Below are 23,937 nucleotides of genomic sequence, written 5' to 3'. Positions count from 1 at the left end.
CTCCATGCTATTGAATGACTGACCAACAGGTTATTGGGCACGTGACCAACAGCAAAGATGCTGAGTCGGGAGAGAGACGATATGTCCGCAGAACGGATCGGCGCAGAGGAGTTCGTGGACGCCTCCACGGCGCCGGAGACACGGGGGATCGAGGTCATCGGCGACGCCGAGCGGCACGGCCGGGCCCGGGACCTCTTCTTCGTGTGGGCGGCGCCCGGGGTGAGCATCCTCAACTTCACCGTCGGGGCGACGCTGATCCTCCTCGGCCTGGAGATCTGGCAGGCCATCGCCGTGATCCTCGCCTCGTCGCTGCTCTGGGTGTTCCCCGGGATCATCGCCGGCAGCGGTCCGGCCGCCGGCACGTCGGGCTCCGTCGTGACGCGCGCGATGTACGGCGTGCTCGGCAACAAGCTCTTCGTCGCGTTCGTCGGCTGGTTCATCGGCGCCGTGTTCCTGTCGCTCACCTGGCTCGCGTCGTCCTTCATGGGGGCCGACCTGCTGCGCCGGATCGGGCTCGACGACCCGGTGTGGGTGCCGATCGGCGTGACGATCGTGGTGTCGGCGGTGACGATCGCGGTCGCGATCTTCGGGCACGGGCTGATCCTGCGGATCTACCCGATCATGGCGGTCGTGCTGTTCGCCATCTTCCTGCTGGTGACGGCGTTCATCCTGCCGACGGTCGACTGGGGGTACACCGCTCCGCAGGCGCTGAGCGGCGGACAGCTGTGGTCGGCGATCTCGATCGGCTTCACCATCCTGGCTTCCACGCCGCTGTCGTTCATCAACAGCCCCGACATCGCCCGCTACCTGCCGCGCTCGACCAAGCCGTCGCACATCGCCGCCGCCACCGCGTTCGGCGGCGCCCTGCCGTTCATCGTGTTCACGAGTGTCGGCGTGCTGCTGGCCACCGGGCTGAAGGCGGGGGCGTTCGACGCCGGCATCGACGTCGCGCTGTTCGATCTGCTCCCCGGCTGGGTCGGCCCGCTCCTCGTCATCGGCGTCATCGTGAACACGATCGCCCTCAACGCGATGACGACCTACACGTCGAGCATGGCCCTACAGGCGATCGGCTTCCGGCTGCGCCGCATCCCCTCGGCGATCATCGTCGGCGCCGTGGGCACTGCGCTCACGGTCTACCTCGTGCTCTCATCGAGCCTGCTCGAGGCCGCCAACATCCTCCTGCAGCTCCTCGTGATCGTGTCGGGGCCGGCGATGGCGATCTTCGTCGTCGACGTGCTGCGCCGCCGGTACGTCTACGACGGCGCCGAGCTCTTCGACGACTCCCGCGGGAGCCGCTTCTGGTACTCGGGAGGCTGGGGCGTCCCCGGCATCGCGGCCCTGCTGCTCGGCGGCCTCGCGACCGCCCTCTGCCTCGCGACCGACGTCTGGACCGGCGCCATCGCGGCCGCGCTCGGGCACGTCGACCTCTCGGTTCCGGTCGGGATGATCGTCGCCGCCGTCGCGTATCTTCTCCTCAGCCGCACTCGACTCGGAAAGGAGGGCCGGCTGTGACCGACCCGACCACGACCACCTTGTACCGCGACGGCCGCGTCTTCACGGCCGACACCGACCCGGAGCGGCAGTGGGCGACCTCCTTCGCCGTCTCCGGCGACCGCATCGTCTGGGTCGGCACGGAGGGCGACGCGCCGCCCTCCGCCGACCACGTCGTGGACCTCGACGGCCGCCTCGTGCTGCCGGGCTTCACGGACGCGCACACCCACCTGCTGATGATGGGCGCGGCGCTCGGGCAGGTGTACCTCACCGACGCGCGGACGCTGGACGACATCCTGAGCCTGCTGCAGGAGGCCCGCGCAGCCGACCCGGACGCGACGGTGCTGCGCGGCCGCGGCTGGCTGTTCGACGCGGTGCCGGGAGGGGCGCCGACCGCAGCGATGATCGACGCCGCCCTCCCCGACATCCCCGTCTACCTCGACGCCAACGACTACCACTCGTGCTGGGTGAACACGGCGGCACTGGCGGAGCTCGGCATCACCCGGGACACCCCCGACCCGATCGGCGGCGAGATCGTGCGCGACGCGGACGGCGAGCCGACCGGACTGCTGCTCGAGACGGCGGCGACCGAGTACGCCTGGGGTCAGCGCGACGCCGCCACCACCGACGCCGACCGCGACGCCCAGGCCGAGCGGGCCATCGAGGCCTACCTGGCGACCGGCGTCACCGGCGTCGTCGACATGGCGATGGACGAGTTCGCCCTGGCCGCGCTGAAGCGGGCGCAGGACCGCCGTGGCGGCGAGCTGCCGATCCGCGTCGCCGCGCACTGGCTCGTCGCCAACACCGGCGACGACGCGGCCAACCTCGCCCAGGTCGAGCGCGCCGTCCGGCTCGCCGCCGAGCCGTCCACCGCGTGGCTGCGCGTGGTCGGGATCAAGCTCATCCTCGACGGGGTGATCGACGCGTGCACCGCCGCGATGCGACACCCCTACGCGAACGGCACGAACGCCGATCCGATCTGGCCGCTCGAACGCTTGAAGCCTGTCGTCGCGGCGGCGGATGCGGCGGGACTCCAGATCGCCCAGCACGCGATCGGCGACTACGCGAGCACCATCGCCCTGGACGCCATCGAGCACGCGGTCGCCGAGAACGGCGATCGCCCCCGCCGGCACCGGATCGAGCACCTCGAGTACGCGGCGCCCGGCACGGCGGAGCGGATGGCCCGCCTCGGCGTCACGGCGTCCATGCAGCCGGTCCACTCCGACCCGGCGATCTTCGACAACTGGGTCGAGATGCTCGGCGACGACCGCGTCGACCGTGCCTTCCCGTGGCCCGAGTACGAGGACGCGGGCGCGCTGCTCGCCTTCTCGACCGACGCGCCCACCGCCCCGCACCAGGCTCTCGCCAACATGTACGTCGCGTCGACGCGCGCCTCCGCGCTCGACCCGTCGGTGCCGGCGAAGCAGCCCCAGTACGCGCTGCCCCTGGAGCGGGCCGTCGGCCACGCCACCCGCGACGCCGCGGCCTCCGTCGGCGACGGCGAGTGGCGGGGGAGGATCGCACCGGGGTTCGCGGCCGACGTCGCCGTGCTCGACGCCGACGTGTTCGCGGGCGGTGCGTCCTCCCTGCTCCGGGCGCGGGTCGTCGAGACGATCGTCGGCGGCCGGAGCGCCTACAGCGCCTAGCGGGCGGGATCCGCGGGGGCGGCCTCCGCGGGGGCGGCCTCCAGCAGCGGCGCGGGATCCTCCTCGGAGAAGTCCATCACCGGGGGCTTGCGGCGGAAGCCCCCGGTGACGATCGCGAGGATGACCACGCCGACCGCCACCCAGATCGCGCCGGCGACGAAGGTGGTGCCGGAGAGGCTCGTCCACAGCCAGACGGTCAGCGCGAACCCGATGAGAGGCGCGACCAGGTGGGCGGCCATCGCCCGGGCTCCGCGCTCCTTGCCGTCGATGATGTAGTGCTTGATAACGGCGAGGTTCACGAAGCTGAAGGCGACGAGCGCGCCGAACGAGATGACCGACGCCGCGACGTCGAGGGGGAGCACGAGCGCGCCGACCAGCCCGACGACACCGACCACGAGGACGGCGAGCCACGGGGTCTTGAACCGGGCGTGCACAGCCGCGAAGACCCGCCTCGGCAGCTGACCGTCGCGACCCATGGCGAAGAGGATGCGCGCCACGCTCGCCTGCGAGGTCATCGCCGACGCGAAGCTGCCGGCGATGTAGGCGGCGGTGAAGAACGTGAACAGGGCGCTGCCGCCGATACGCGTCATCACGTCCAGAGGGGCCGAGTCGGTGTCGGTGAAGTGTGCGTAATCCGGGAAGACGAGCCCGGCGACGTAGGCCGTGACGATGAAGAGCAGCCCTCCGGCGAGGGTGCAGAGGATGATCGCGCGCGGGATGCTCTTGCGGGCGTCCTTCGCCTCCTCCGACAGCGTCGACACCGCGTCGAAGCCCAGGAACGCGAGGGCCAGGATGGCCGCGCCCGCAGCGATACCGCTCAGCGGGGTGCCCGCGGAGAAGAACGGATCGAGCAGGTTCGGCAGCGAGGAGGCGCCCGAGAGGTAGGAGAGACCGGTCACCACGAACACCACGATGAAGACGATCTGCACGCCGACGAGAGCGAGGTTGGCCGAGGTGACCAGGGTGATCCCGATGACGTTGAGCACCGTGACGAGCACCACCGACGCCACCACGAAGACCCAGGCGGGGACGGCGGGGAACGCCGCGTTCAGGTAGATGCCGATGACGAGGTAGTTCAGGAGGGGGAGCGCGAGGTAGTCGAGCAGCAGCGTCCATCCCGTGAGGAACCCGAGATGCCGGCCGAAGGTGCGCTGCGTGTAGGTGTACGCGGAGCCGGCGACCGGATAGGCGCGGACCATGCTCGCGTAGCTGCCCGCGGTGAAGAGCATCGCGATGGTCGTCACGAGATACGCGCCGGCGAGGTGGCCGCCGGTGGTCTCGGTCACGAGACCGTAGGTGGTGAAGACGGCCAGCGGCAGCATGTACGCCAGGCCGAACAGCAGGAGGGACGGGGTGCCGAGGCTGCGCTTGAGGCGCGGACCGGCCGGAGCGACGGTGCTCGCGGTTCCAGGTGTGGTGGTCACGGGATGCCCTTTCGGTGTGGAAAGCGTTTACCCGGGAATGTACAGCTTTGGTCCGCCATTGGTAAATAGCAACTTTCGCAGGCCTCGTGCGCTGCACCCGCCCCCGCGACCCGCCAGCGATTCGTGCCGAATGTCGCGAATGCCGCCCCTATTCCCCACATTCGGCACGAATCGCGCGGGGAGGTGGGAGCGGGAGGGGTGGTCAGGGCTCGATGACGGCCTTGACGAAGCCGGGGGCGCGGTCGGCCATGAGGGTGTAGGCCGCATCCACGTCGTCGAGGCCGAATCGGTGGGTGACGAGCGGGGCGAAGGTGAACCGCCGACTCGCGACGTGGTCCAGCGCGTCGCTCATCGCGCGCATGACGCGCGGGTGGTCGGGGCAGAAGCCGTTCACGATCGTGGCGCCCTTGTACCAGAGCTCCATGTCGAAGGGTGCGGTGCCGGCGTGGTGGTAGCCGACGACGCAGAGGGTGCCGAAGGGGCGCACGAGGGGGGAGGCGGTGGCGAGGCCGGGGGTGACTCCCGTCGCCTCCAGCACCACGTCGGCGCGCGGGTCGGCGGAGCCGGGGACCGAGCCGCCCGCCGCGCCGCCCGCCGAGCCGCCCGCCGAGCCATCCGCGGCGACGAACGCGGCGACCTCGTCGGGGTGGAGGGCGACGTGGGCGCCCAGGGCGAGGGCGCGCTCGCGCGCCTCGGGGTTGGGGTCGACGCCGATGAGGGTGCCGGGCGCGCGGGTGCGGGCGAGCTGCAGCAGCCCGAGTCCCATGAAGCCGAGACCGACGACGGCCACGCGGGAGCCGGCATGGATGGGGGTGCGTGAGACCGCCTCCTCGAGCGTGGCGATGGGCTCGCCGATCGCGTGCGCGGGCTCGACGCCGGCGGGCACCGGCAGCAGGAGGTCCGCGTCGAGCACGGCATGCGTCGCGAACCCCGGGCCGCCGAGCCCGGTGACGAGCTCGCCCTCGCGCCAGCGCGACGCACCCGGGCCGACGGCGACGACACGTCCCGTGATCTCATGACCGAGGGCGATCGGGTCGGCATCGGCCGCCGGGCCGGTGAGCCAGGGGGTGAGGTCGGAGGTGCAGACTCCGCTGGCGAGGATCTCGACGAGTACCTGGCCGGGCCCGGGCTCGGGGGTGGGGACCTCCTCGACGCGGGAGGTGCGGGCGGAGACGACGCGGCTGATCAGCATGCGGTCAGTGTAGTCCGTGTGGTCGATTGTGGTTTTAGGTGGACAACACATTCGACCCGCAGTGGTAAGCGTTGTCCCGGCCGTGCTGCTCATGCTCGTGCCGATCCTGATGTTTCGATCGTGTGAATCATCGGTTCAGCTCTTGTTACCGTTCACTTTTCGTCTTAGTCTGGCATCGGGTGGTATTGATCTGGGATACCGTTCGGTTCACCCGCCCGGGTGCCGATTCGGCCCCGGACGGCGCATTTCAAAGGAGAGTGTGTGGTGCAGACGTATACCGCGGCCGTGGTCGCCGCCGGCGGACAGGGCCGGGTCCACGCCAGCGCCTACCGCGCCGACGAGCGGGTTCGGCTCGTGGGTGTCGCCGACCTCGATCGCGCGGTGGCCGAGGGACTCGCGGCCGAGCTGGACATCCCGTCGGCCTTCGCGGACCCGACGGCCATGCTCCAGGAGCTGCGCCCCGACCTCGTGAGCGTGTGCACGCCGCCGCAGCACCGCCGCGCGGTCGTCGAGGCGGCGATCGCGGCAGGCGCGCGCGCCATCCACTGCGAGAAGCCGTTCGCCCTCACCTACGGCGACGCCGTGGCGATGACGGAGGCCGCAGCCTCGGCCGGAGTGCAGCTGACGGTCAACCTCCAGCGCCGGTTCGAGCCGGTGCACCGCTTCGCCCGCGCCCAGCTCGACGAGGGGATAATCGGCGAGCTCGTCAGCATCGAGGGATACTGCCCCAACCTGTTCGACTGGGGCAGCCACATCGTCGACCTGGCGCTCTTCTACCGCCACGACCGCCCGGTCGAGTGGGTGCTCGCCCAGGCCGACGTGAGCACCAACCGCTACGTGTACGGAGTCTTCGTCGAGACGTCGTCCATCACTCAGCTCGCCTGGGACGACGGGGTGCGCGCCACGATCTCGACCGGGCGGGAGCCGTCGACGCCGGTGCTCAACCGGGAGAACAACCTGGGCCTCATCCTGCAGGGCACGCGCGGCCGCATCGTCGTCAACGGCCAGGAGGCCGTCGTGCAGCGCTTCGGCGCGGAGGGCGTGCGCTTCGCATCGCCGTATGCGAGCGACCCGGCCGGCTGGGACCACGGCATCGACCCGGCGATCTTCGCCTGCACGGCGGAGGCCGTCGCCGACCTGGTCGACGCTCTCGACCACGGAACGGAGCCGGTGCTCGCCGCCCGGCACGCGCTCGCCGGCGCCGAGATCGTCTTCGCCGCCTACGAGAGCGCCCGTTCCCGCGGCCGGGTGACGCTGCCCCTCGAGTCGCGCGACAACGCGCTGATCTCCGGGGTCGCCGCAGGCCTCTGGTCCCCGGTCGGCGAGCTGAGGTCGACGTGGTGACGCCGGCCGCCACGTCGGCGACCGCGCCCGCCACCACGCCCGCCGGCACCGCGACCGCCACGGTCGTGCTGACCGGGGACGACGTCTACGAGGACCTCTTCGGCGCGGGCGTCGAGCTGCAGGGCCTCCTCGCCGCCGAAGGCCTCGCGACGCGCGTGCGCATCGGCTGCGGCACGCTCGGCAGCGACGACCGGCCGGGCGACGCGGTGATCGCCCTGTACCGCGCGGCCGGGGATCTCGGCGCGCGCGAGCGGGAGGGGCTGCGGGAGGCGGTCGCCGCCGGCGCCGGGCTCCTCGCCGTGCACTCCACCGCCTACTTCGACGACGGACCCGCCGAGGACGACGCCCTGGCCGCCCTGATCGGCGCGCGCTACCTCGACCACGGCCCGCAGCCGCACGAGAGCCGCTACCGGGTGCATCTCGCCGCGCACCCGGTGACCGACGGCGTCGCCCCCTTCGACCTGGCGCACGAGCACTACCGGCTGCAGGTGCGACCCGGCGCGGAGGTGCTCGCCTGGCGCGACGCCCCGTACGGCCGCGAACCGCTCGTGACCGCGCACCGCTACGGCCGCGGCCGCGTCTGCTACCTGCAGTTCGGCCACGATCTGCGCGCGTGGGCCTCCGGGGGCGTCCGCGCCCTCGTGGCCGGCGCCGCCCGCTGGCTCGCCGAGCCGGCATCCGCCCCCACCCGTCCGACCGAGACCGAGGATCGCGTCCTGCTATGAGAGTGCTCCTGAGACGAGCCGTCTTCTATCTGATCACCGCCTGGGCGGCGATCAGCCTCAACTTCCTCCTCCCGCGCATCATGCCCGGCAGCCCCGCCGATGCGCTCATCGCCAAGTTCCACGGCAAGCTGTCGCCGCAGGCGATCGAGGCGTTGCGCGTGCTGTTCGGCCAGAGCGACGCGAGCCTCTGGCAGCAGTACCTCGACTACTGGAAGAACCTGTTCAGCGGCAACTTCGGCATCTCGTATGCGTATTACCCGACGCCGGTCGCCGACGTGCTGGCGACCAGCATCGGCTGGACGCTGGTGCTGATCACCGTCTGCACCGTGCTCGGCTTCGTGATCGGCACCGGCCTCGGGATGATCGTCGGCTGGAGGCGGGGCAGCTGGCTGGACGGCCTCATCCCGGTCACGACGCTGCTGTCGAGCATCCCCTACTTCTGGTTCGCGATCTGCGTGGTGCTGATCTTCTCGATCATCCTGCACTGGTTCCCGCTCTCGGGCGGCTACGCGGTGACGGAGACGATCGGCTGGAACTTCGGATTCATCGGCAGTGCCGTCTACTACGCGATCCTTCCCGCGCTCACGATCGTCGTCGCCTCCATCGGCGGCTGGCTGATCGGGATGCGCAACATGATGGTCACCACCCTCAGCGAGGACTACGTGCGGCTCGCCGAGGCGAAGGGCCTGTCCAAGCGTCGCGTGATGGTCACCTACGCCGCGCGGAACGCCATCCTGCCGTCGTTCTCGAGCTTCGCGATGTCGCTCGGCTTCGTGGTCGGCGGCTCGATCGTGACCGAGGTGGTCTTCAACTACCCCGGGATCGGCACCGTGCTCTTCAAGGCGGCGCAGGCGCAGGACTACCCGCTCATGCAGGGCATCTTCCTGGTCATCACCATCACCGTGCTGATCGCGAACATGCTCGCCGACCTCATGTACGTCTTCCTCGACCCCCGCACCCGAGAGAGCTGAGAGCGAATCCCATGGCCATCACCACCGCCACCATCGCCGAGGCGGAGTCCGGCGAGACGGACACCCCCACCTCGCGCTTCGCCTGGATGCGCGCGTTCCGCCGCCCGTGGACCCTCACCGGCGTCGTCATCGTCGCCGTGTTCTGCGTGCTCGCGATCATCGGACCCTGGATCGCCCCGTTCGACCCGTCGGCCGTCAGCAAGCAGACGCTCGCGCCGCCGAGCCCGGAGCACTGGCTCGGCACCACCCAGACCGGGCAGGACGTCTTCTCCCAGATGCTCTACGGCACGCAGATCTCGCTGCTGGTCGGTGTCGGTGCCGCGATCGTCGCCACCGTGCTGTCGGTGATCGTCGGCCTTGCCGCCGGCTATCTCGGCGGCCTCCCGGACGAACTGCTGTCCCTGCTGGCGAACGTCTTCCTGGTCATCCCGGCTCTGCCGCTGACGGTCATCCTCGCCTCCTACCTGCCGAAGTCGGGCTCGCTCGGCATCATCCTGGTCATCTCGATCACGGGATGGGCGTGGGGAGCGAGGGTGCTTCGGGCGCAGACCCTGTCCTTGCGCAAACGCGACTTCGTGGAGGCGGCGCGGGCGACCGGCGAGCGCACCTCCAGCATCATCTTCCGCGACATCTTCCCGAACCAGATCGCGGTGATCGCGGCCAGCTTCCTCGGCACCGTCACGGGCGCCATCCTGACCCAGGCCAGCCTGGCGTTCCTCGGGCTCACGAACGTCACCGAGTGGTCGTGGGGCACCATCCTCTACTGGGCGCAGGTGTCGAGCGCGATGCTCACCGGAGCCTGGTGGTGGTTCGTGCCGGCCGGCCTCGCGATCGCATTGCTCGGAACCGGGCTCTCGCTCGTGAACTTCGGGATCGACGAATTCATCAACCCGCGACTGCGGCAGGCGGGGATCGGCACCAAGAAGGCACAGAAGGCGCAGGCGCGCGCCCAGCGGGCCAAGATCGTGCGGCGCCCCGCCCGGGTGCGCGGCGAGCGGCCGGCCCACCGCCCCTTCGACCCGGCGACGAGCGACGTGATCCTGCGGGTCGAGAACCTGCACGTGGACTACATCGGGGAGTCGTCCGTCACCCCTGCGGTCAACGACGTGTCGCTCGCACTGCGGCGCGGGGAGGTGCTCGGGATCGCGGGGGAGTCCGGCTCGGGCAAATCCACCCTCGCGTACGCCATCACCCGGCTGCACAAGCCACCGGCGCAGATCACCAGCGGCCGGATGCTGTACACGAACCCGGACGGCTCCGTCACCGACATCCTCGCGATGGGCGACAACGACCTGCGCGACTTCCGCTGGGAGGAGCTGTCGATCGTCTTCCAGTCGGCGATGCACGCGCTCAACCCCGTGCTCACCGTCGGGGCGCAGATCGACGACGTGCTCCGCGCCCACCGGCCGGGGATGTCGCCGGCCGATCGTGCGGCGCGGGTCGTCGAGCTGCTCGGCCTCGTCGGCATCCAGACCGACCGGGTGAACGCCTACCCGCACGAGCTGTCGGGCGGCATGCGCCAGCGCGCCATGATCGCGGTCGGCCTCGCCCTCGACCCCGAGATCATCGTGATGGACGAGCCGACGACCGCCCTCGACGTGGTCATCCAGCGCCAGATCATCGAGAAGATCATCGAGCTGAAGGACCGCCTCGGCTTCGCCGTCGTCTTCATCACCCACGACCTGTCCCTGCTCATCGAGCTCTCGGACACCATCGCCGTGATGTACGCGGGCCGGGTGGTCGAGCTCGCCGACGCCGACGAGTTCTACCGCAACCCGCGACACCCGTACAGCCAGGGCCTGCTCGGGTCGTTCCCGACCCTCTCGGGCCCGAAGCGCGAGCTGGCCGGCATCCCCGGATCGCCTCCGGACCTCCGCCGTCTGCCCGCCGGATGCGCGTTCGCGGAGCGCTGCCCGCTCGCCTTCGACCGCTGCCACGAGGTCGTCCCCGAGCTGCTGAAGCTCTCCGGTCCCGCCGAATGGCGGCAGGCCGAGGCCGCCTGTCTGCTCTACGAGGGCGACGGAACCGCTGCCGACCGCTCCGCTTCCGACCGCCCCGCTGCCGACCGCCCGAACGAGGACGGCGTCGACGCCGTCGAGATGGAGGACGCCCGATGACGACGATCGAGACCTCGCCCGCCCCGGCGCCCGAGCGCTCCGACGTCCCGGTGCTGGAGGCCCTGCACGTCACCAAGCACTTCCCGACGCGCGGCAGCCTGTTCGCACGCGGTCCCAAGCGCGTCGTGCACGCCGCCGACGACGTGTCGCTCGCGCTGCACGCCGGACGCATCATGGCCCTGGTGGGGGAGTCCGGCTCCGGTAAGTCCACCTTCGCCCGCCTGCTCGCCCAGCTTCATCCGGTCACCAGCGGCGAGATCCGTTACCGCGGGCAGACGGTGCGGGTGAAGGGCGGCCGGTCGCTGCGCGAGCACGTCAGCCGGGTGCAGCTGATCCTGCAGGACCCGTTCGGCTCCTTCAACCCGGTCGCGACGATCGCGCGCACGCTGACCCGCGCGGTGCGCATCCACCACCCGAAGACGTCGGCGAAGGAGCAGACCGCGATCATCGACGACCTGCTCGGGCAGGTGAGCCTGCGCCCCGCGCGGCAGTTCACGGAGAAGTTCCCCCACGAGCTCTCGGGAGGTCAGCTGCAGCGCATCTCGATCGCACGGGCGCTGGCGGCGAACCCCGACGTGTTCCTCGCGGACGAGCCGGTGTCGAGCCTCGACGTGTCCATCCGCCTGGGCGTGCTGAACCTGCTGCGCCGGCTGGTGGAGGAGCGCGGGGTCGCCCTGCTGTACGTGACGCACGACATCGCCTCCGCCCGCTACTTCGCCGAGGACACCAGCGTGATGTACGCCGGCCAGCTGGTGGAGGCGGGGCCCAGCGAGACCGTCACCCAGAAGGCCGCCCACCCGTACACGCAGCTGCTCATCGCCTCCGCGCCCGACCCGTCGCGGCCGGACGACGAACGCCCGCGCGACATCGGGCAGCCGCCGAGCCTGATCGACCCGCCGGCCGGCTGCCGGTTCCACCCGCGCTGCCCGTTCGCCATGGACCGCTGCCGCACCGAGGCCCCGGCCGCCTTCGCCCTCGACGACGGCCAGTGGGCGAAGTGCTGGCTCTACGCGGACGACGCAGAGGCGACGGCCAAGCGCGCCGAGAACGCGGTCGCGTACGGGCTCGGACCCGTGCGCCCGGCCGGACGCCGCATCACCACCGGGCCCCACGCGGCCCCCTCAGACGCTCCAGCACCAACCGAAACCAAGGGAGACCAGCAATGAATCGCAGAAGGTCCGTGCGCCGTGCCGTCATCGGCGCGACGCTCGCCGCCTCACTCGTCGTACCGCTCGCCGCCTGCTCGTCGAACGGTTCGAGTTCGGGCGACGGACTGATCCTCAACGTGGCGAGTCAGTCCGACAGCCTCACGCAGTCCTTCAACCCGTACCTGCCGAACACCGCGCAGGGCGCCACCTACACGAACCAGGGCGCCGGCGGCTTCATCTACGAGCCCCTCGTGCAGATCAACAACGTGGACATCGGCAAGGACATCCCGTGGCTCGCCAAGTCGTGGGAGTGGTCGAACGAGAACAAGACGCTCACCCTGCACCTGCAGACCGGCGTCAAGTGGACCGATGGCCAGAAGTTCTCGGCCGACGACGTCGTCTTCACCTACGAGATGCTCAAGAAGTACCCCGCCCTCAACGTCGGCGGCGTCGACTTCGACACCATCACCGCGCCCGACGCCGACACCGTGGTCATGACCTTCGCCTCGCCGTCCGAGACGAAGTTCACCTCGCTGGTCGGCGCCGCGATCGTGTCGAAGCACATCTGGTCGAAGGTGGGCGACCCCACCACGTACGTCGACAAGACCCCGGTCGGTACCGGCCCGTTCATCCTCGACACCTTCTCGCCGCAGAGCTTCGTGCTCAAGACGAACAAGGACTACTGGCAGGACCCGGCCAAGATCGGCGGCATCCGGTTCATCCCCTACAAGGACAACCAGGGCCAGACCAACGCGCTCGTCCAGGGCCAGGCCGACTGGTCGGGCACCTACATCGCCGACGCCGAGAAGACCTACCTCTCCAAGAGCAAGGACAACCACTACTGGGCGCCCGTCGTGGGCTCGGACGGCCTGATCCCGAACCTGGAGAAGTGGCCGCTCAGCGACATCGCCGTGCGCCGCGCCATCAGCCTCGGCGTCGACCGCGCCCAGGTCGGCGCGGCCACCGACTCGCCACCGGCCACCAGCCAGACCGGCCTGCCGATGCCGGCCTTCGAGAGCGAGGTCGCCGCGAAGTACAAGGGTCTCGACTTCAAGCAGGACAAGCCGGCCGCCGAGAAGCAGCTGACCGACGCCGGCTACACCAAGGGGTCGGACGGGTTCTACGAGAAGGACGGCAAGAAGGTCGAGTTCTCGGTCAGCTTCCCCGCCTCGTACACCGACATCGCGGCCCGCGCCCAGGTGCTGGTCTCGCAGCTGAAGGACATCGGGATCAAGCTCGACATCGACACCACGTCGGTGAACGACATCAACAAGATCACCGCCGACGGCACCTTCCAGTCCACGATCGGCTACCCGGTCGGCCCGGCGCCCCGCGCGTTCAACATCTACGACTCGATGATGAACCCGAACAAGTACTACCCCCTGGGGCAGGCGACGCCGACGTTCGAGAACATCGAGCGCTTCAACGACCCGGTCGCGAAGGAGCTGTTCGCGCAGTACCCGCTGGCGACCACCGACGAGGAGCGCGCGAGCATCCTCGAGAAGCTGCAGGGCATCTGGATCGACCAGCTGCCGATGATCGTGATGTTCTACTGGGGCAATTACGGCGACTGGAGCAGCGCGAAGGTCACCGGCTGGCCCAGCGAGAAGGACCCGTACTTCGCGCCCTACCCCAACCCGGTGGTGGCGCTGAAGCTGAAGCCGGTCTCCTGACCCATCGGGAGCACCAGCTCCGACGTCTGCGGGCGGGCCGGGACGACCGGCCCGCCCGCGGGCACCGACAACGAGAAGACGAGATGAGCCGCAACAGATCAGCACTCGTCGTCGTGAACGGCGACGACATCCACCACGACCTCCTCACCGCCTCGCAGGTGTACCAGCAGCTGGGCATCGAGGCGGGCCTCGTGACCCGCCGCGGGATGGGCATGAACCGCTTCGTCGACGCCCGGCCCGAGACCGCCGGGGCCGACACCTACCTGCTGTACACCTCGGGCGGGCAGTTCCCGACCGCACAGCAGGAGGCGCTCGCCGCGGCCGTCGCCGACGGCAAGGGCCTCGTCGGCATCCACGGCGCCAACATCCTCGGCTGGGAGGGGGACGGGCTCGACCCGGCGGACCGGGCGATGTTCGACCTGCTCGGCAACCGGTACCTCTCGCACGGCCCCGGACACCACGAGGGCCGGCACACCGTCGAGATCGTGGGCGAGCATCCGATCACCGCAGGCGTCGACGACTTCGACCTGTTCGACGAGTACTACGAGTTCGAGCTCGCCGACGACGATGTGCAGGTGCTCGCGCAGCGGCACCGCGCCGACGGCGTCGTGATCCCGGTGATGTACGCCAGGGAGGTCGGGGCCGGCCGGGTCGTGTACCTGGCCCTCGGCCACGACCTGCGCGCCTGGGGCGAGCCCCCGGTGCGCGAGCTGGTGCGGCGCGCCCTGCAGTGGACGGCGGGCGCCCTGTGAGCGCGGCCGCCGTGCGCACGACCGCGCCGATCGCGGTCATGGGCTACACCATCCTCGAGCAGGCCCGGGCGGACCTCGAAGGGACGTTCGCGCGCGTCGCGGAGATCGGCTACCTCGGGGTCGAGACCTACGGGCTGGTCGAGCAGTACGGCCCGGAGCGGGTGCGCGCCGCCGCCGACGCCGCGGGACTCCCGATCACCAGCGCCCACACGCCGTTCCCCGCCGGGGAGGGCGCCGATCGCATCCTGGACACCGCCCAGGCGCTGGGCGCTGACACGCTGGTCTGGTCGATGGAGCGGGAGGAGTTCGACTCGCCCGGGGCCGTCGCCGCCGGGGTGTCGCGGGTGAACGAGGCCGCAGAGCGGGCCGCTGCGCGCGGGCTCACGATCGGCTACCACAACCACTTCGCCGAGTTCGCGAACGCGTTCGACGGACGGCAGGCGTACGACCTCCTGCTGGAGCTGCTCGATCCACGCGTCGTGATCGAGCTCGACGCCTACTGGGCGCGGATGGGCGGCGCCGACCCCGCGGAGGTGCTGACGCGGCTCGGCGATCGGGCGCGGCTCGTCCACATCAAGGACGGCCCCGCCGTGAGCTACGAGGACGACGTGATGGTGCCGATCGGCGCCGGCGCGATGGACTGGCAGCGCATCCTGACCGCGCCGTCCGGCCTGCGCTGGCACATCGTCGAGCTGGAGCGGCTCGACGTCGACACGTTCGACGCCCTGGCGGAGTCGTACCGTCACCTGGTCGGCTCCGGCCTCTCCGACGGGAGGACCGCATGAGCGGGCGCATCCTCTTCCTCGGCGGCAACGGGATGATCGGCTCGGCCGCCGCGCACGAGGCGGTCGCCTCGGGCGCCGAGCTCACGATCGTCACCCGGTCCGCCCCACGCCGGCCGGTGCCGGAGGGCGCACGCGTGCTCAACGGCGACGTGCGCGACCCGGCGGCGCTGGCCGCCCTGCTCGGCGACGAGCGCTGGGACGCCGTCGTCAACTGGGTCGCGTTCACCCCGGCCGATCTGGACGGCCACGTCGAGTACTTCGGCGGGCGCACCGGACAGTACGTGCTCATCTCGACCTGCTCGGTCTTCGGCCGGCCGGTCCCGCTCCTGCCGATCACCGAGTCGAGCCCGCGCCGCCAGCCGGTCTTCGGGTATGCACGGGACAAGATCGCGTGCGAGCTGCTGCTCGAGGAGGCGTACCGCGAGCACGGCTTCCCGCTCACGATCGTGCGGCCGTTCCACACCTACGACGAGACCACCGTCCCACTGCTGTCCGGCTGGACGGCGGTCGAGCGGATGCGCTCGGGCGCGCCCGTCGTCGTGCACGGCGACGGCACCTCCCTGTGGACCCTCATGCACTCCAGCGACTTCGCCCGCGCGTTCGTGCCCCTGCTCGGCGAGGGGCATGCGATCGGGGAGAGTGTGAACGTCGTCAGCGGCGATGCGCTCACCTGGGACCAGATCCACCTCGAGCTCGCCCGCGCCGCCGGGGCCCTCGAGCCGTTGCTGGTGCACCGGTCGAGTCAGACGATCGCGGAGGAGATCCCGGGCTGGGACGAGGTGCTCGAGCACGACTTCCGGCACACGATGCTGTTCGACACGACGAAGCTGCGGCGGCTCGTCCCCGGGTTCGCCCCGCAGGTGTCGTTCGCCGAAGGGGCGCGCCGGATCGTGCGGCACCACGACGCGCACGCGGAGGCCCGCGGCATTGACGACGAGCTGGCCGCGGCGTTCGACCGCCTCGCTGCACGCTCCGACCGGTCCCGAGTGGTATGAATGAGGCACGCGATCGGCAAGGGGAGGATAGCCACTGTGACGCAGCCGGAGACGCTCGGGGGTAACGCGGTCGCCGCCATCCGCCCCGATTATCCCGAGCCCCTGTGGATCCAGGTCATCAACCTGATCAACAACGAGATCGCCACCGGCGTGCTGAAACCCGGCATGCGGCTGCCACCGGAGCGCGAGCTGTGCCAGCAGCTCTCGATCTCGCGCGTGACGCTGCGCAAGGCGCTCAGCCAGCTGGTCGAGGACGGCGTGCTCAGCGCCTCCCACGGCCGCGGCTGGTACGTCGCCCAGACGCCGGCCGTCGGCAAGGACTTCCCGAACAGCCTCGAGTCGTTCACCGAGACGGCCACCCGGATGGGCCTTGCCGCGACCTCCCGCGTGCTGCGCGCCGAGGCCAAGCCGGCGACCCTCGACGAAGCGGAGGAGCTGGGCGTCGCCCCGGGGACCCCGCTCTTCCACCTGGAGCGCGTGCGCCTGCTCGACGACGTGCCCATCGCGGTCGACGTGACGCGCATGCCGGCGGCGCTCGCGCCGTCGCTCGAGTCGGTCGACTTCGCGACGGCGTCGTTCTACCAGGCGCTCGCCGAGGCCGGGGTCGAGCCCCTGCGCGCGGACGCGACGATCGAGGCCCGCGAGACCACCGCGGCCGTCGCCGAGCACCTCGGGCTCGAGATCGGCAAGCCGGTGCTCGTGATGCGTCAGGTGGCCGTCGACGAGCGGGAGCATCCCCTCTTCGTCTCGACCATCACGTACGCCGGCGAGCGCTACCGCTTGCGCACGAACTTCGCCCGCACGCGCTGATCTCCGTCCGACATTCGTGCCGAATGTCGCGTTAGCCCACGCCAAACGCGACATTCGGCACGAATGTTCGCACGGATCGGCTCAGACCGCGCGCGCGAACTCGCGGATGAAGAGGGTCTGGGCGTCGATCATCCGCCGGATCTCCTCCGGGTCGACCGACTCGTCCGAGGCGTGGATGCGCGACTGAGCCGTGTCCTCCGCGCCCCAGAGCACGATCGCTGCACCCGGGGAGACCTTCTTGAGCGACGCGACGAGAGGGATGGACCCGCCGGCGCCGATCGACTCCGCCGGAACGCCGAACGCCTGGCCGAGCGCATCCATCGCCGAGGTGATCGCCGGGTGCGACTCGTCGACGCGGAAGGCGTGCCCCACCTTGACCTTCTCGACCTCGACCTCGCAGTTCCACGGCCGCTGCGACCGCAGGTGCGCCATCAGGGCCTCCAGCTGCGCGTCGCCGTCGGAGCCCGGGACGATGCGCATGGACAGCTTCGCGGTCACCGAGGGCAACAGGACGTTGGAGGCCTCCGCCGTGTTCGGGAGGTCCATCCCGAGCACCGTGACCGACGGCTTCGCCCAGATGCGGTCGGAGAGCGAGCCGGTGCCGAGGTAGTCGACGCCGGGCAGGATGGCCGAGCCGGCGCGGTACGCGGCCTCGTCCATGTCGGCGCCGGCCCAGGCGCCCGCATCGACACCGGGGACGACGGTGTCGCCGTGCTCGTCGTGCAGGGTGTCGAGGATGCGGATCATCGCGGTCATGGCGTCCGGTGCCGCTCCGCCGAACTCGCCCGAGTGGACCGGGTTGGCGAGCGTGCGCGCGGTGATGGTGCAGGCGACGTCGCCGCGGAGGGCCGTGGTGAGCGCCGGGCGGCCGGCCTCCTGGGGGCCGAGGTCGGCGATGACGAACGCGTCGGCGGCGAACAGGTCGGGGTTCGCCTCGACGAACTCCTCCAGGTGCGAGATGGTCTCCTCCTCGCCCTCGACGAGGATCTTCACCCGGCAGGGCCGGTCGGGCCCGAGCAGCCGGAGGGTGCCGTAGTGGATCACGAGCCCCGACTTGTCGTCGGCGGCGCCGCGGCCGTAGATGCGGCCGTCGTCCTTGCGGGTCGGCTCGAACGGCTCGGAGCTCCAGCCCTGGCTCGCGGGGGCGGGCTGCACGTCGTAGTGCGCGTAGAGCAGCACGGTCGGCGACCCCTCCGGCCCTGCCAGGTCGGCGTAGACGCAGGGGTAGCCTCCGGGGACGTCCAGGAGGCGCACGCCGTCCGCTCCGGCCGCCTCGAACAGCTGCACCACCGCTTCGCCCATGCGATGCACCGGCTCGGCGTCGAAGCCCGGGAAGGCGATCGAGGGGATGCGCACCAGCGCGTCCAGCCGATCGAGGACGTCGGGCATGAGGGATTCGGCTTCGGACACGGGGTGCTCCTTACAGGTTCGGTGCGGTGGTGCGGTTCTCAGGAGGGGACGACGAGCTGGATGAGAAGGCCCGACAGGACGACGGAGACCCACGACACCAGCATCGGGATGGTGAACGAGTGCCAGATCGGGACGGGCGTGAGCCGGGTCGATCCCGTGCGGTCCGTCTCGACCGCGGCGATCTGGGAGCCGTTAGCGGGGAACAGCCACACGCCGATCAGGGAGGGCCACATGGCCGTGATGACCCCCGGGGCGAGGCCGGCGGCCAGCGCGATCGGGATGAGCGTGTTGGTCGTCGCCGACTGGCTCGTCGTCAGACCGGCGACCAGGAACAGCGCGACGGCGAGCAGCAGCGGCTGGGCGGTGATCAGCTGGCCGAGCGGTTCGATGATGGTCTTCTGGTTGGCGGAGATGAAGGTGTCGGCCATCCACGCGATGCCGAAGAGCGCGACCGCCGCGACGTAGCCCGAGCGCAGGAGGGGCTGCTCGACGACCAGGGACGGCTTCACCTTGCGCACCAGGATGATGACCAGGGCGACCGTGAACATCACCATCTCGATCACCGGGGACATGCCGATCGGCTGCAGGTCGCCGTTCGCGTCGGGGAAGGCCGGGCGCAGGGCGGGAAAGAGGCCGAGCGCGACGACCAGGAGTGTTCCGACGATGAAGATCCAGGCAGCGGTCTTGCCGCCTTCGGGCACGGTGTGCTCGATCGGCGTGGCGCCCGAGGTCTTCGTGCGCGTGGTCTTCGTCGTGCCGGAACCGGATGCCGATGCGCTGCCCTGCGACTGCGCGAAGCTCGCCTCCAGCGACTCCGGCACCTCGACCGTGCCCTTCTCCACCCGTTCGCGGAAGACAGGATCGACCACCAGCTCCTTGCCGATGCGCTGCTGCACGAACGACGTGACCAGGCACGCGATGATCGCCGAGGGCACCGTCACGAGCAGCACCTGCGGCAGGCCGAAGCCTTTCGACTCGACCAGGACGAGGTACGCGGCCATCGCCGCCGAGACCGGGCTCGCCGTGATGCCGAGGCCGGAGGTGACGGTGGAGGCCGCGAGCGCGCGCTCCGGGCGCTGACCGTTGCGGTACGCCGTCTCGTAGATCACCGGGATGAGCGCGAAGAAGATGTTCGACGTCCCCGACAGCACCGTGAAGACGAACGCGACCAGCGGCGCGACGTAGGTCAGCCTCCGCGGATTGCGCTGGATGATGCGTGACGCGATCGACACCAGGAAGTCGATGCCGCCCGCCGCCTGCATCGCGCTCGACGCCGTGATGACCGCGATGATGATGAAGAACGCGTCCACCGGCGGCGACCCGGGCGGCAGCCGGAAGACGAATACCAGGATGGCGGTGCCGACCACCCCCCACAGCCCGAGCCCGATCCCGCCGACGCGCACGCCGAGCACGATCGCGCCGATGACGACGCATGCCTGCAGGATGACGAGAACGACTTCCATGGCGACCTCCCCCTCGGCGACAGCATGCCCGACGGGAGGCGCGGTGTGAAGCCCCTGCGCTCAGACCCCCGCCAGCAACTCCTGCACCGCCGCATCCTCCGCCCACGCCCGTGCCCAGTGCCGCCCGTCGGCGGGGCCGGGGTCGGTCTCGGTGACCAGCACGTCGGTCGACTGCAGGTGGCGCTCCGGGTCGATGACGAAGGGCTCGGAATGCGGGTCCGGGGCGGCGCGCACCAGCAGCTGCGTGTAGGGGTGGACGGGGTCGAGGATGACCGCGCTCGAGGGACCGCGTTCGACCACCCGGCCGTGCCGCATCACCACGATCTGGGTCGAGAAGTGGCGGGCGGTCGCGAGGTCGTGGGTGATGTAGAGCACGGCGAGGTTGCGTTCGCGCTTGAGGTCGTCGAGTAGCTGCAGGATCTCGAGGCGGATGGAGACGTCGAGCATCGAGACGGGTTCGTCGGCGATGAGCACCTCCGGGCGGGGAGCGAGCGCGCGGGCGATGGCGATGCGCTGCCGCTGGCCGCCCGAGAGCTCGTGCGGGTACTTGGCGAGGATCTCCGCTGCGGGGCCGAGGTTCACCGAGTCGAGCAGGCGGTGCAGCTCGCGCTCCTCCTCGGCCTTGGTGCGGACGATGCCGTGGATGCGCAGCGGCCGCACGAGCTGGTGCCGGATCGGCAGCGACGGGTTGAGCGACGAGAACGGGTCCTGGAACACCATCTGCACCCGCTTGCGGTACGCCTTCGTCGCCCGGCGACCCTGACCGAGGCGCTCGCCGTCGAGGGTGACGTCCCCGGCGGTCGGCTCGACCAGGCGGATGAGCATCTTGGCGATGGTGGACTTGCCGCTCCCGGACTCGCCGACCAGCGCGACCGACTCGCCGGGCCGCACGAGCAGCGAGACGTCGTCGACCGCGCGCAGGGTCGCGCCGCGGAGACCGGTGCCGCGGATCTGGTAGTTCTTGCTCAGGTGCAGGGCTTCGAGCGTGGTCACGCGCGAGCCTCCTCTCGTGCGGCGCCGGCATCGGGCGCGGACGTGCCGGCACCCCGGTCGACGTAGCGGGTGCCGGTGATCGGGGTGTCGCCGCGCAGACTGGGGAACGAGCTCAGCAGGTGCCGGGTGTAGTCGTGGCCGGCGCCGGCCAGCAGCGCCTCCGGGGTGTTCTCCTCGACCAGCCGCCCCGAGAGCATGACCCCGACCCGGTCGCTGATCTCCAGCAGCAGCCCGAGGTCGTGCGTGATGAAGAGCACGGCGAATCCGAACTCGCTGCGCAGCCGGTCGATCTCTTCCAGGATGTTGCGCTGCACCACCACGTCGAGGGCGGTGGTCGGCTCGTCCATGATGATCAGGCGGGGCCGCAGGGCGAGGGCCATGGCGATCATGACGCGCTGGCGCATCCCGCCGCTCAGCTCGTGCGGGTAACTGCGGAGCCGGTCGACCGGGATGCCCACGGTGCGCAGCAGCTCCGCCGCGCGCTCCCGCCGCTCGGCCCGGTTCAGGCCGGCGCGGTGGTCGAGGAAGACGTCCTCGATCTGCGGGCCGATGCGGTGCACGGGGTTGAGGGCGTTCATGGCGCCCTGGAAGACCATCGAGATCTCCTGCCAGCGGAAGGCCCGCAGTTCACGACCGCCGAGCCCGAGGATGTCGGTCGTCCCGCCGTCCTCCCGCCGCCATTCGATGGAGCCGCCGCTGATCTCGGCCGGCGCCTGGAGCAGGCGGGTGATCGTGTAGGCGAGGGTCGACTTGCCGCAGCCGGACTCGCCGGCCAGGCCGACGATCTCGCCGGGGTGGATGTCGAGCGAGACCCCGTCGACGGCCCGCACCGGGCGGTCGGTGGCGTAGTCGACGGTGAGGTCGCGGATGCTCAGCAACGGCTCGCTCATGCGGTGGCCCCCTTCGGGCGGGACGAACGGGAGCGCTTGGCGATGGCGGCCGTGCGCAGGCGCGGGTTGATGCGCTCGTCGATGGAGAAGTTGATGAGACCCAGCGCGGCGCCGAGGATCGCGATGCAGAGCCCCGGCGGCACGAACCACCACCAGGCGCCGAGCGTGATGGCCTGCGCGTTCTGCGCGAAGAAGAGGATGCTTCCCCAGCTCTTGCCGCCGGGGGCGCCCAGGCCGAGGAACGACAGCCCCGCCTCCGCGAGGATGGCGCCCAGCGCCCCGAAGACGAACTGCGAGGCGATGATCGGCATGAGGTTCGGCAGGATCTCGCGCAGCATGATGCGCCAGTTGGACTCGCTCGCGACGCGGGCCGCATCGACGTAGTCGCGTGAGCGCACGGAGAGCGTCTGCGCCCGCAGCACGCGCGCGGCGCCGGCCCACGAGACGAGCGCGATGACCACGGCGATGACGACGATGTCGCGCGACTCCACGTAGTCGGTGACGATGATCAGCAGCGGCAGGCCGGGGATCACGAGGAAGACGTTGCTGACCAGCGACGACGCGTTGTCCCAGAAGCCGCCGAGGAAGGCTCCGCCGACGCCGAAGACCATCGACAGGATGACCGTGATCGCCCCTGCCACGACGCCGATGACGACCGAGCCGGTGGTACCGGCGACGACCTGGCCGAACACGTCCTGGCCGATGTTGGTCGTCCCGAACCAGTGGTCGCCGCTCGGCGGCTGGAGGCCGACCGGACTCGACTGGTTCGGGTTGGGGACCAGGAAGGGCGCGACGATCGCGACGATCGCGAAGAACGCGCACACCGTGATCCCGACCCAGAACTTCCAGCCGCGGGAGGTGCGGCGGCGACCGGTCGCGCGACCGGTGGCGCGGAAGAAGCCGGTGCGCGGGGGCCCCGCGTCGGGCTCGGACCCCGAGAGCTCGGGGTCCGCGAGTTCTTGCTGCGTGAAGCTCATGATGCTCTCCTAATTCGCCAGCCGGGTGCGCGGGTCGATGAAGCCGTAGACGAGGTCCACGACGAGGTTCGCGCCGAGCACGGCGAGGGTGATGATGAGGAACAGCGCCTGCATCAGCGGGTAGTCGTTGTTCTGCACGGCCGTCAGCAGGGTGAACCCGACACCGGGGTACCCGAAGACGCTCTCGGTGACGACCGAGCCGTTGACGATGAAGCCGAGCGACATCGCGAAGCCGGCCACCGAGGGCAGCAGGGCGTTGCGCATGGCGTACGACCCGAAGACGCGCGTGGGGCGCAGCCCTTTGGCGCGGGCGGTGACCACATAGTCCTCCGCCATCGTCGACACCATCATGTTGCGGGTGCCGAGCAGCTGGCCGGAGACGGAGGCGAGGATGATCGTGATGGCCGGGAGCAGCCCGTAGACGATCACCGAGCCGATGAACTCGGGGGTGAAGCCGGGCGGGATGTTGAGGTCGTAGCCTCCGCTGACCGGGAACCAGTGCAGGATCGAGCCGAAGACGTACACCAGCACGAGGGCGAGCCAGAAGTAGGGGATCGCGGAGAAGAAGGTCGACGCCGGCAGGAGGCCGTCGGTCCAGGTGCCCCGGCGCCAGCCGAGCCAGGAGCCGAACACGATGCCGATCAGGTAGCTGATCACGGTGGCGAGGCCCACCAGGCCGACGGTCCACGGCAGGGCCTGCATGACCACGTCGATCGCCGGGGTGGGGTAGTAGCTCACCGAGAGCCCGAAGTTGCCGGTGAAGATGTTGTGGAGGTACTGGCCGTACTGCACGATCAAGGGGTCGTGCGAGACGCCGAACTGCAGCTCGAGGGCGTGCCGCGCCTCGGGCGGCATCGGAGCGACGCCCTGGGTCTTGGCGAGGATGACGTCCACCGGGCTGCCCTTGACGAGCCGGGGCAGCAGGAAGTTGAGGGTGATCGCGATCCAGCCTGCGATCAGGTAGAAGCCGATCTTGTTGACGTAGTAGCGCATTGTTCGCGTCCCGGCGGGTCGGGGCGCGCGGCGGCCGGGGGCGGGGGGCCCCCCCCCCCCGGCCGGCCCGGGGTCGCCGGGGCCATGCGGGTAGCCCCGCACAGGCGCGATTTCCTCGGCGGGGGAGGCGGGGGCCCC

General features: G+C 70.6%; 20 protein-coding genes. 12 read left to right on the top strand and 8 right to left on the bottom strand.

The window, feature by feature from the left end:
• Window positions 1-81 precede the first annotated feature (81 nt).
• Together ACFVU2_RS00720 and ACFVU2_RS00715 are read left to right on the top strand one after the other, a co-directional pair.
• Entirely contained in the window at window positions 82-1,512 is a 1,431-nt protein-coding gene (locus tag ACFVU2_RS00720) for a purine-cytosine permease family protein (RefSeq protein WP_387869869.1), read from the top strand.
• The gene (locus tag ACFVU2_RS00715) at window positions 1,509-3,137 is read left to right on the top strand and encodes an amidohydrolase (protein ID WP_387869867.1); all 1,629 of its coding nucleotides are present in this window, start codon (window positions 1,509-1,511) and stop codon (window positions 3,135-3,137) included. Before ACFVU2_RS00720 ends, ACFVU2_RS00715 begins: the two co-directional genes overlap by 4 nt.
• Here ACFVU2_RS00715 and ACFVU2_RS00710 read toward each other — a convergent pair.
• Both ACFVU2_RS00710 and ACFVU2_RS00705 read right to left on the bottom strand, forming a co-directional pair.
• Complete coding sequence (locus tag ACFVU2_RS00710) at window positions 3,134-4,561, bottom strand: APC family permease (protein ID WP_387869866.1); 1,428 nt, start codon at window positions 4,559-4,561, stop codon at window positions 3,134-3,136. The two genes, ACFVU2_RS00715 and ACFVU2_RS00710, sit on opposite strands and share 4 nt — an antisense overlap.
• 202 nt (window positions 4,562-4,763) lie before the next feature.
• Window positions 4,764-5,753: a zinc-binding dehydrogenase gene (locus tag ACFVU2_RS00705; RefSeq protein ID WP_387869865.1), complete on the bottom strand. Its 990-nt coding sequence runs from the start codon at window positions 5,751-5,753 to the stop codon at window positions 4,764-4,766.
• A 264-nt stretch (window positions 5,754-6,017) separates the two neighbouring features.
• Between ACFVU2_RS00705 and ACFVU2_RS00700 the strand changes: the two genes are divergently transcribed.
• From ACFVU2_RS00700 to ACFVU2_RS00655, 10 genes are all read left to right on the top strand, one after another.
• Entirely contained in the window at window positions 6,018-7,097 is a 1,080-nt protein-coding gene (locus ACFVU2_RS00700; RefSeq protein ID WP_387869863.1) for a Gfo/Idh/MocA family protein, read from the top strand.
• Window positions 7,094-7,822 (top strand): ThuA domain-containing protein, encoded by a 729-nt coding sequence (locus tag ACFVU2_RS00695; RefSeq protein WP_387869861.1) that lies wholly within the window; start codon window positions 7,094-7,096, stop codon window positions 7,820-7,822. Before ACFVU2_RS00700 ends, ACFVU2_RS00695 begins: the two co-directional genes overlap by 4 nt.
• Window positions 7,819-8,793 (top strand): ABC transporter permease, encoded by a 975-nt coding sequence (locus ACFVU2_RS00690; RefSeq protein WP_387869860.1) that lies wholly within the window; start codon window positions 7,819-7,821, stop codon window positions 8,791-8,793. Before ACFVU2_RS00695 ends, ACFVU2_RS00690 begins: the two co-directional genes overlap by 4 nt.
• Window positions 8,794-8,804: 11 nt before the next feature.
• Window positions 8,805-10,910, top strand: coding sequence for a dipeptide/oligopeptide/nickel ABC transporter permease/ATP-binding protein (locus tag ACFVU2_RS00685; protein WP_387869858.1), 2,106 nt, complete (start codon window positions 8,805-8,807; stop codon window positions 10,908-10,910).
• On the top strand, window positions 10,907-12,076 hold the full coding sequence (locus ACFVU2_RS00680) for an ABC transporter ATP-binding protein (RefSeq protein ID WP_387869856.1): 1,170 nt from the start codon (window positions 10,907-10,909) through the stop codon (window positions 12,074-12,076). Before ACFVU2_RS00685 ends, ACFVU2_RS00680 begins: the two co-directional genes overlap by 4 nt.
• Window positions 12,073-13,731: an ABC transporter substrate-binding protein gene (locus ACFVU2_RS00675; RefSeq protein WP_387869854.1), complete on the top strand. Its 1,659-nt coding sequence runs from the start codon at window positions 12,073-12,075 to the stop codon at window positions 13,729-13,731. The genes ACFVU2_RS00680 and ACFVU2_RS00675 overlap by 4 nt, the downstream gene beginning before the upstream one ends.
• A gap of 83 nt (window positions 13,732-13,814) precedes the next feature.
• Window positions 13,815-14,483 (top strand): ThuA domain-containing protein, encoded by a 669-nt coding sequence (locus ACFVU2_RS00670; RefSeq protein WP_387869852.1) that lies wholly within the window; start codon window positions 13,815-13,817, stop codon window positions 14,481-14,483.
• Entirely contained in the window at window positions 14,480-15,268 is a 789-nt protein-coding gene (locus ACFVU2_RS00665) for a sugar phosphate isomerase/epimerase family protein (protein WP_387869851.1), read from the top strand. The genes ACFVU2_RS00670 and ACFVU2_RS00665 overlap by 4 nt, the downstream gene beginning before the upstream one ends.
• On the top strand, window positions 15,265-16,263 hold the full coding sequence (locus ACFVU2_RS00660) for an NAD-dependent epimerase/dehydratase family protein (protein WP_387869849.1): 999 nt from the start codon (window positions 15,265-15,267) through the stop codon (window positions 16,261-16,263). Before ACFVU2_RS00665 ends, ACFVU2_RS00660 begins: the two co-directional genes overlap by 4 nt.
• A gap of 36 nt (window positions 16,264-16,299) precedes the next feature.
• The gene (locus ACFVU2_RS00655; RefSeq protein WP_387869848.1) at window positions 16,300-17,073 is read left to right on the top strand and encodes a GntR family transcriptional regulator; all 774 of its coding nucleotides are present in this window, start codon (window positions 16,300-16,302) and stop codon (window positions 17,071-17,073) included.
• 81 nt (window positions 17,074-17,154) lie between these two features.
• Here ACFVU2_RS00655 and ACFVU2_RS00650 read toward each other — a convergent pair whose 3' ends face one another.
• Genes ACFVU2_RS00650 through ACFVU2_RS00625 form a run of 6 tightly spaced genes read right to left on the bottom strand, consistent with a single transcriptional unit; the run spans window position 17,155 to window position 23,799 of the window.
• Window positions 17,155-18,483, bottom strand: coding sequence for a M20/M25/M40 family metallo-hydrolase (locus ACFVU2_RS00650; protein ID WP_387869846.1), 1,329 nt, complete (start codon window positions 18,481-18,483; stop codon window positions 17,155-17,157).
• Between the two features lie 38 nt (window positions 18,484-18,521).
• Window positions 18,522-19,946: an anaerobic C4-dicarboxylate transporter family protein gene (locus ACFVU2_RS00645; protein ID WP_387869844.1), complete on the bottom strand. Its 1,425-nt coding sequence runs from the start codon at window positions 19,944-19,946 to the stop codon at window positions 18,522-18,524.
• 60 nt (window positions 19,947-20,006) lie between these two features.
• Complete coding sequence (locus ACFVU2_RS00640; RefSeq protein WP_387869842.1) at window positions 20,007-20,939, bottom strand: ABC transporter ATP-binding protein; 933 nt, start codon at window positions 20,937-20,939, stop codon at window positions 20,007-20,009.
• Window positions 20,936-21,829, bottom strand: a complete 894-nt coding sequence (locus ACFVU2_RS00635) for an ABC transporter ATP-binding protein (RefSeq protein ID WP_387869841.1) — start codon at window positions 21,827-21,829, stop codon at window positions 20,936-20,938. Before ACFVU2_RS00635 ends, ACFVU2_RS00640 begins: the two co-directional genes overlap by 4 nt.
• Window positions 21,826-22,806 (bottom strand): ABC transporter permease, encoded by a 981-nt coding sequence (locus tag ACFVU2_RS00630; protein ID WP_387869839.1) that lies wholly within the window; start codon window positions 22,804-22,806, stop codon window positions 21,826-21,828. Before ACFVU2_RS00630 ends, ACFVU2_RS00635 begins: the two co-directional genes overlap by 4 nt.
• A 9-nt stretch (window positions 22,807-22,815) precedes the next feature.
• The gene (locus ACFVU2_RS00625) at window positions 22,816-23,799 is read right to left on the bottom strand and encodes an ABC transporter permease (protein ID WP_387869838.1); all 984 of its coding nucleotides are present in this window, start codon (window positions 23,797-23,799) and stop codon (window positions 22,816-22,818) included.
• Between the last annotated feature and the right edge of the window lie 138 nt (window positions 23,800-23,937).

Origin of the sequence: Leifsonia sp. NPDC058194 (assembly GCF_042883605.1) — a bacterium.
Classification (GTDB): Bacteria; Actinomycetota; Actinomycetes; order Actinomycetales; family Microbacteriaceae; genus Leifsonia.
This window is presented reverse-complemented; position numbering and strand designations above follow the sequence as displayed.

Excerpts from the sequence above, each read along its gene's own strand:
- ACFVU2_RS00720 (WP_387869869.1), top strand. The coding sequence starts at position 82 with ATGTCCGCAGAACGGATCGGCGCAGAGGAGTTCGTGGACGCCTCCACG.
- ACFVU2_RS00625 (WP_387869838.1), bottom strand. The coding sequence starts at position 23,799 with ATGCGCTACTACGTCAACAAGATCGGCTTCTACCTGATCGCAGGCTGG.
- ACFVU2_RS00660 (WP_387869849.1), top strand. The coding sequence starts at position 15,265 with ATGAGCGGGCGCATCCTCTTCCTCGGCGGCAACGGGATGATCGGCTCG.
- ACFVU2_RS00690 (WP_387869860.1), top strand. The coding sequence starts at position 7,819 with ATGAGAGTGCTCCTGAGACGAGCCGTCTTCTATCTGATCACCGCCTGG.
- ACFVU2_RS00705 (WP_387869865.1), bottom strand. The coding sequence starts at position 5,753 with ATGCTGATCAGCCGCGTCGTCTCCGCCCGCACCTCCCGCGTCGAGGAG.
- ACFVU2_RS00670 (WP_387869852.1), top strand. The coding sequence starts at position 13,815 with ATGAGCCGCAACAGATCAGCACTCGTCGTCGTGAACGGCGACGACATC.
- ACFVU2_RS00630 (WP_387869839.1), bottom strand. The coding sequence starts at position 22,806 with ATGAGCTTCACGCAGCAAGAACTCGCGGACCCCGAGCTCTCGGGGTCC.
- ACFVU2_RS00645 (WP_387869844.1), bottom strand. The coding sequence starts at position 19,946 with ATGGAAGTCGTTCTCGTCATCCTGCAGGCATGCGTCGTCATCGGCGCG.
- ACFVU2_RS00680 (WP_387869856.1), top strand. The coding sequence starts at position 10,907 with ATGACGACGATCGAGACCTCGCCCGCCCCGGCGCCCGAGCGCTCCGAC.
- ACFVU2_RS00675 (WP_387869854.1), top strand. The coding sequence starts at position 12,073 with ATGAATCGCAGAAGGTCCGTGCGCCGTGCCGTCATCGGCGCGACGCTC.
- ACFVU2_RS00685 (WP_387869858.1), top strand. The coding sequence starts at position 8,805 with ATGGCCATCACCACCGCCACCATCGCCGAGGCGGAGTCCGGCGAGACG.
- ACFVU2_RS00635 (WP_387869841.1), bottom strand. The coding sequence starts at position 21,829 with ATGAGCGAGCCGTTGCTGAGCATCCGCGACCTCACCGTCGACTACGCC.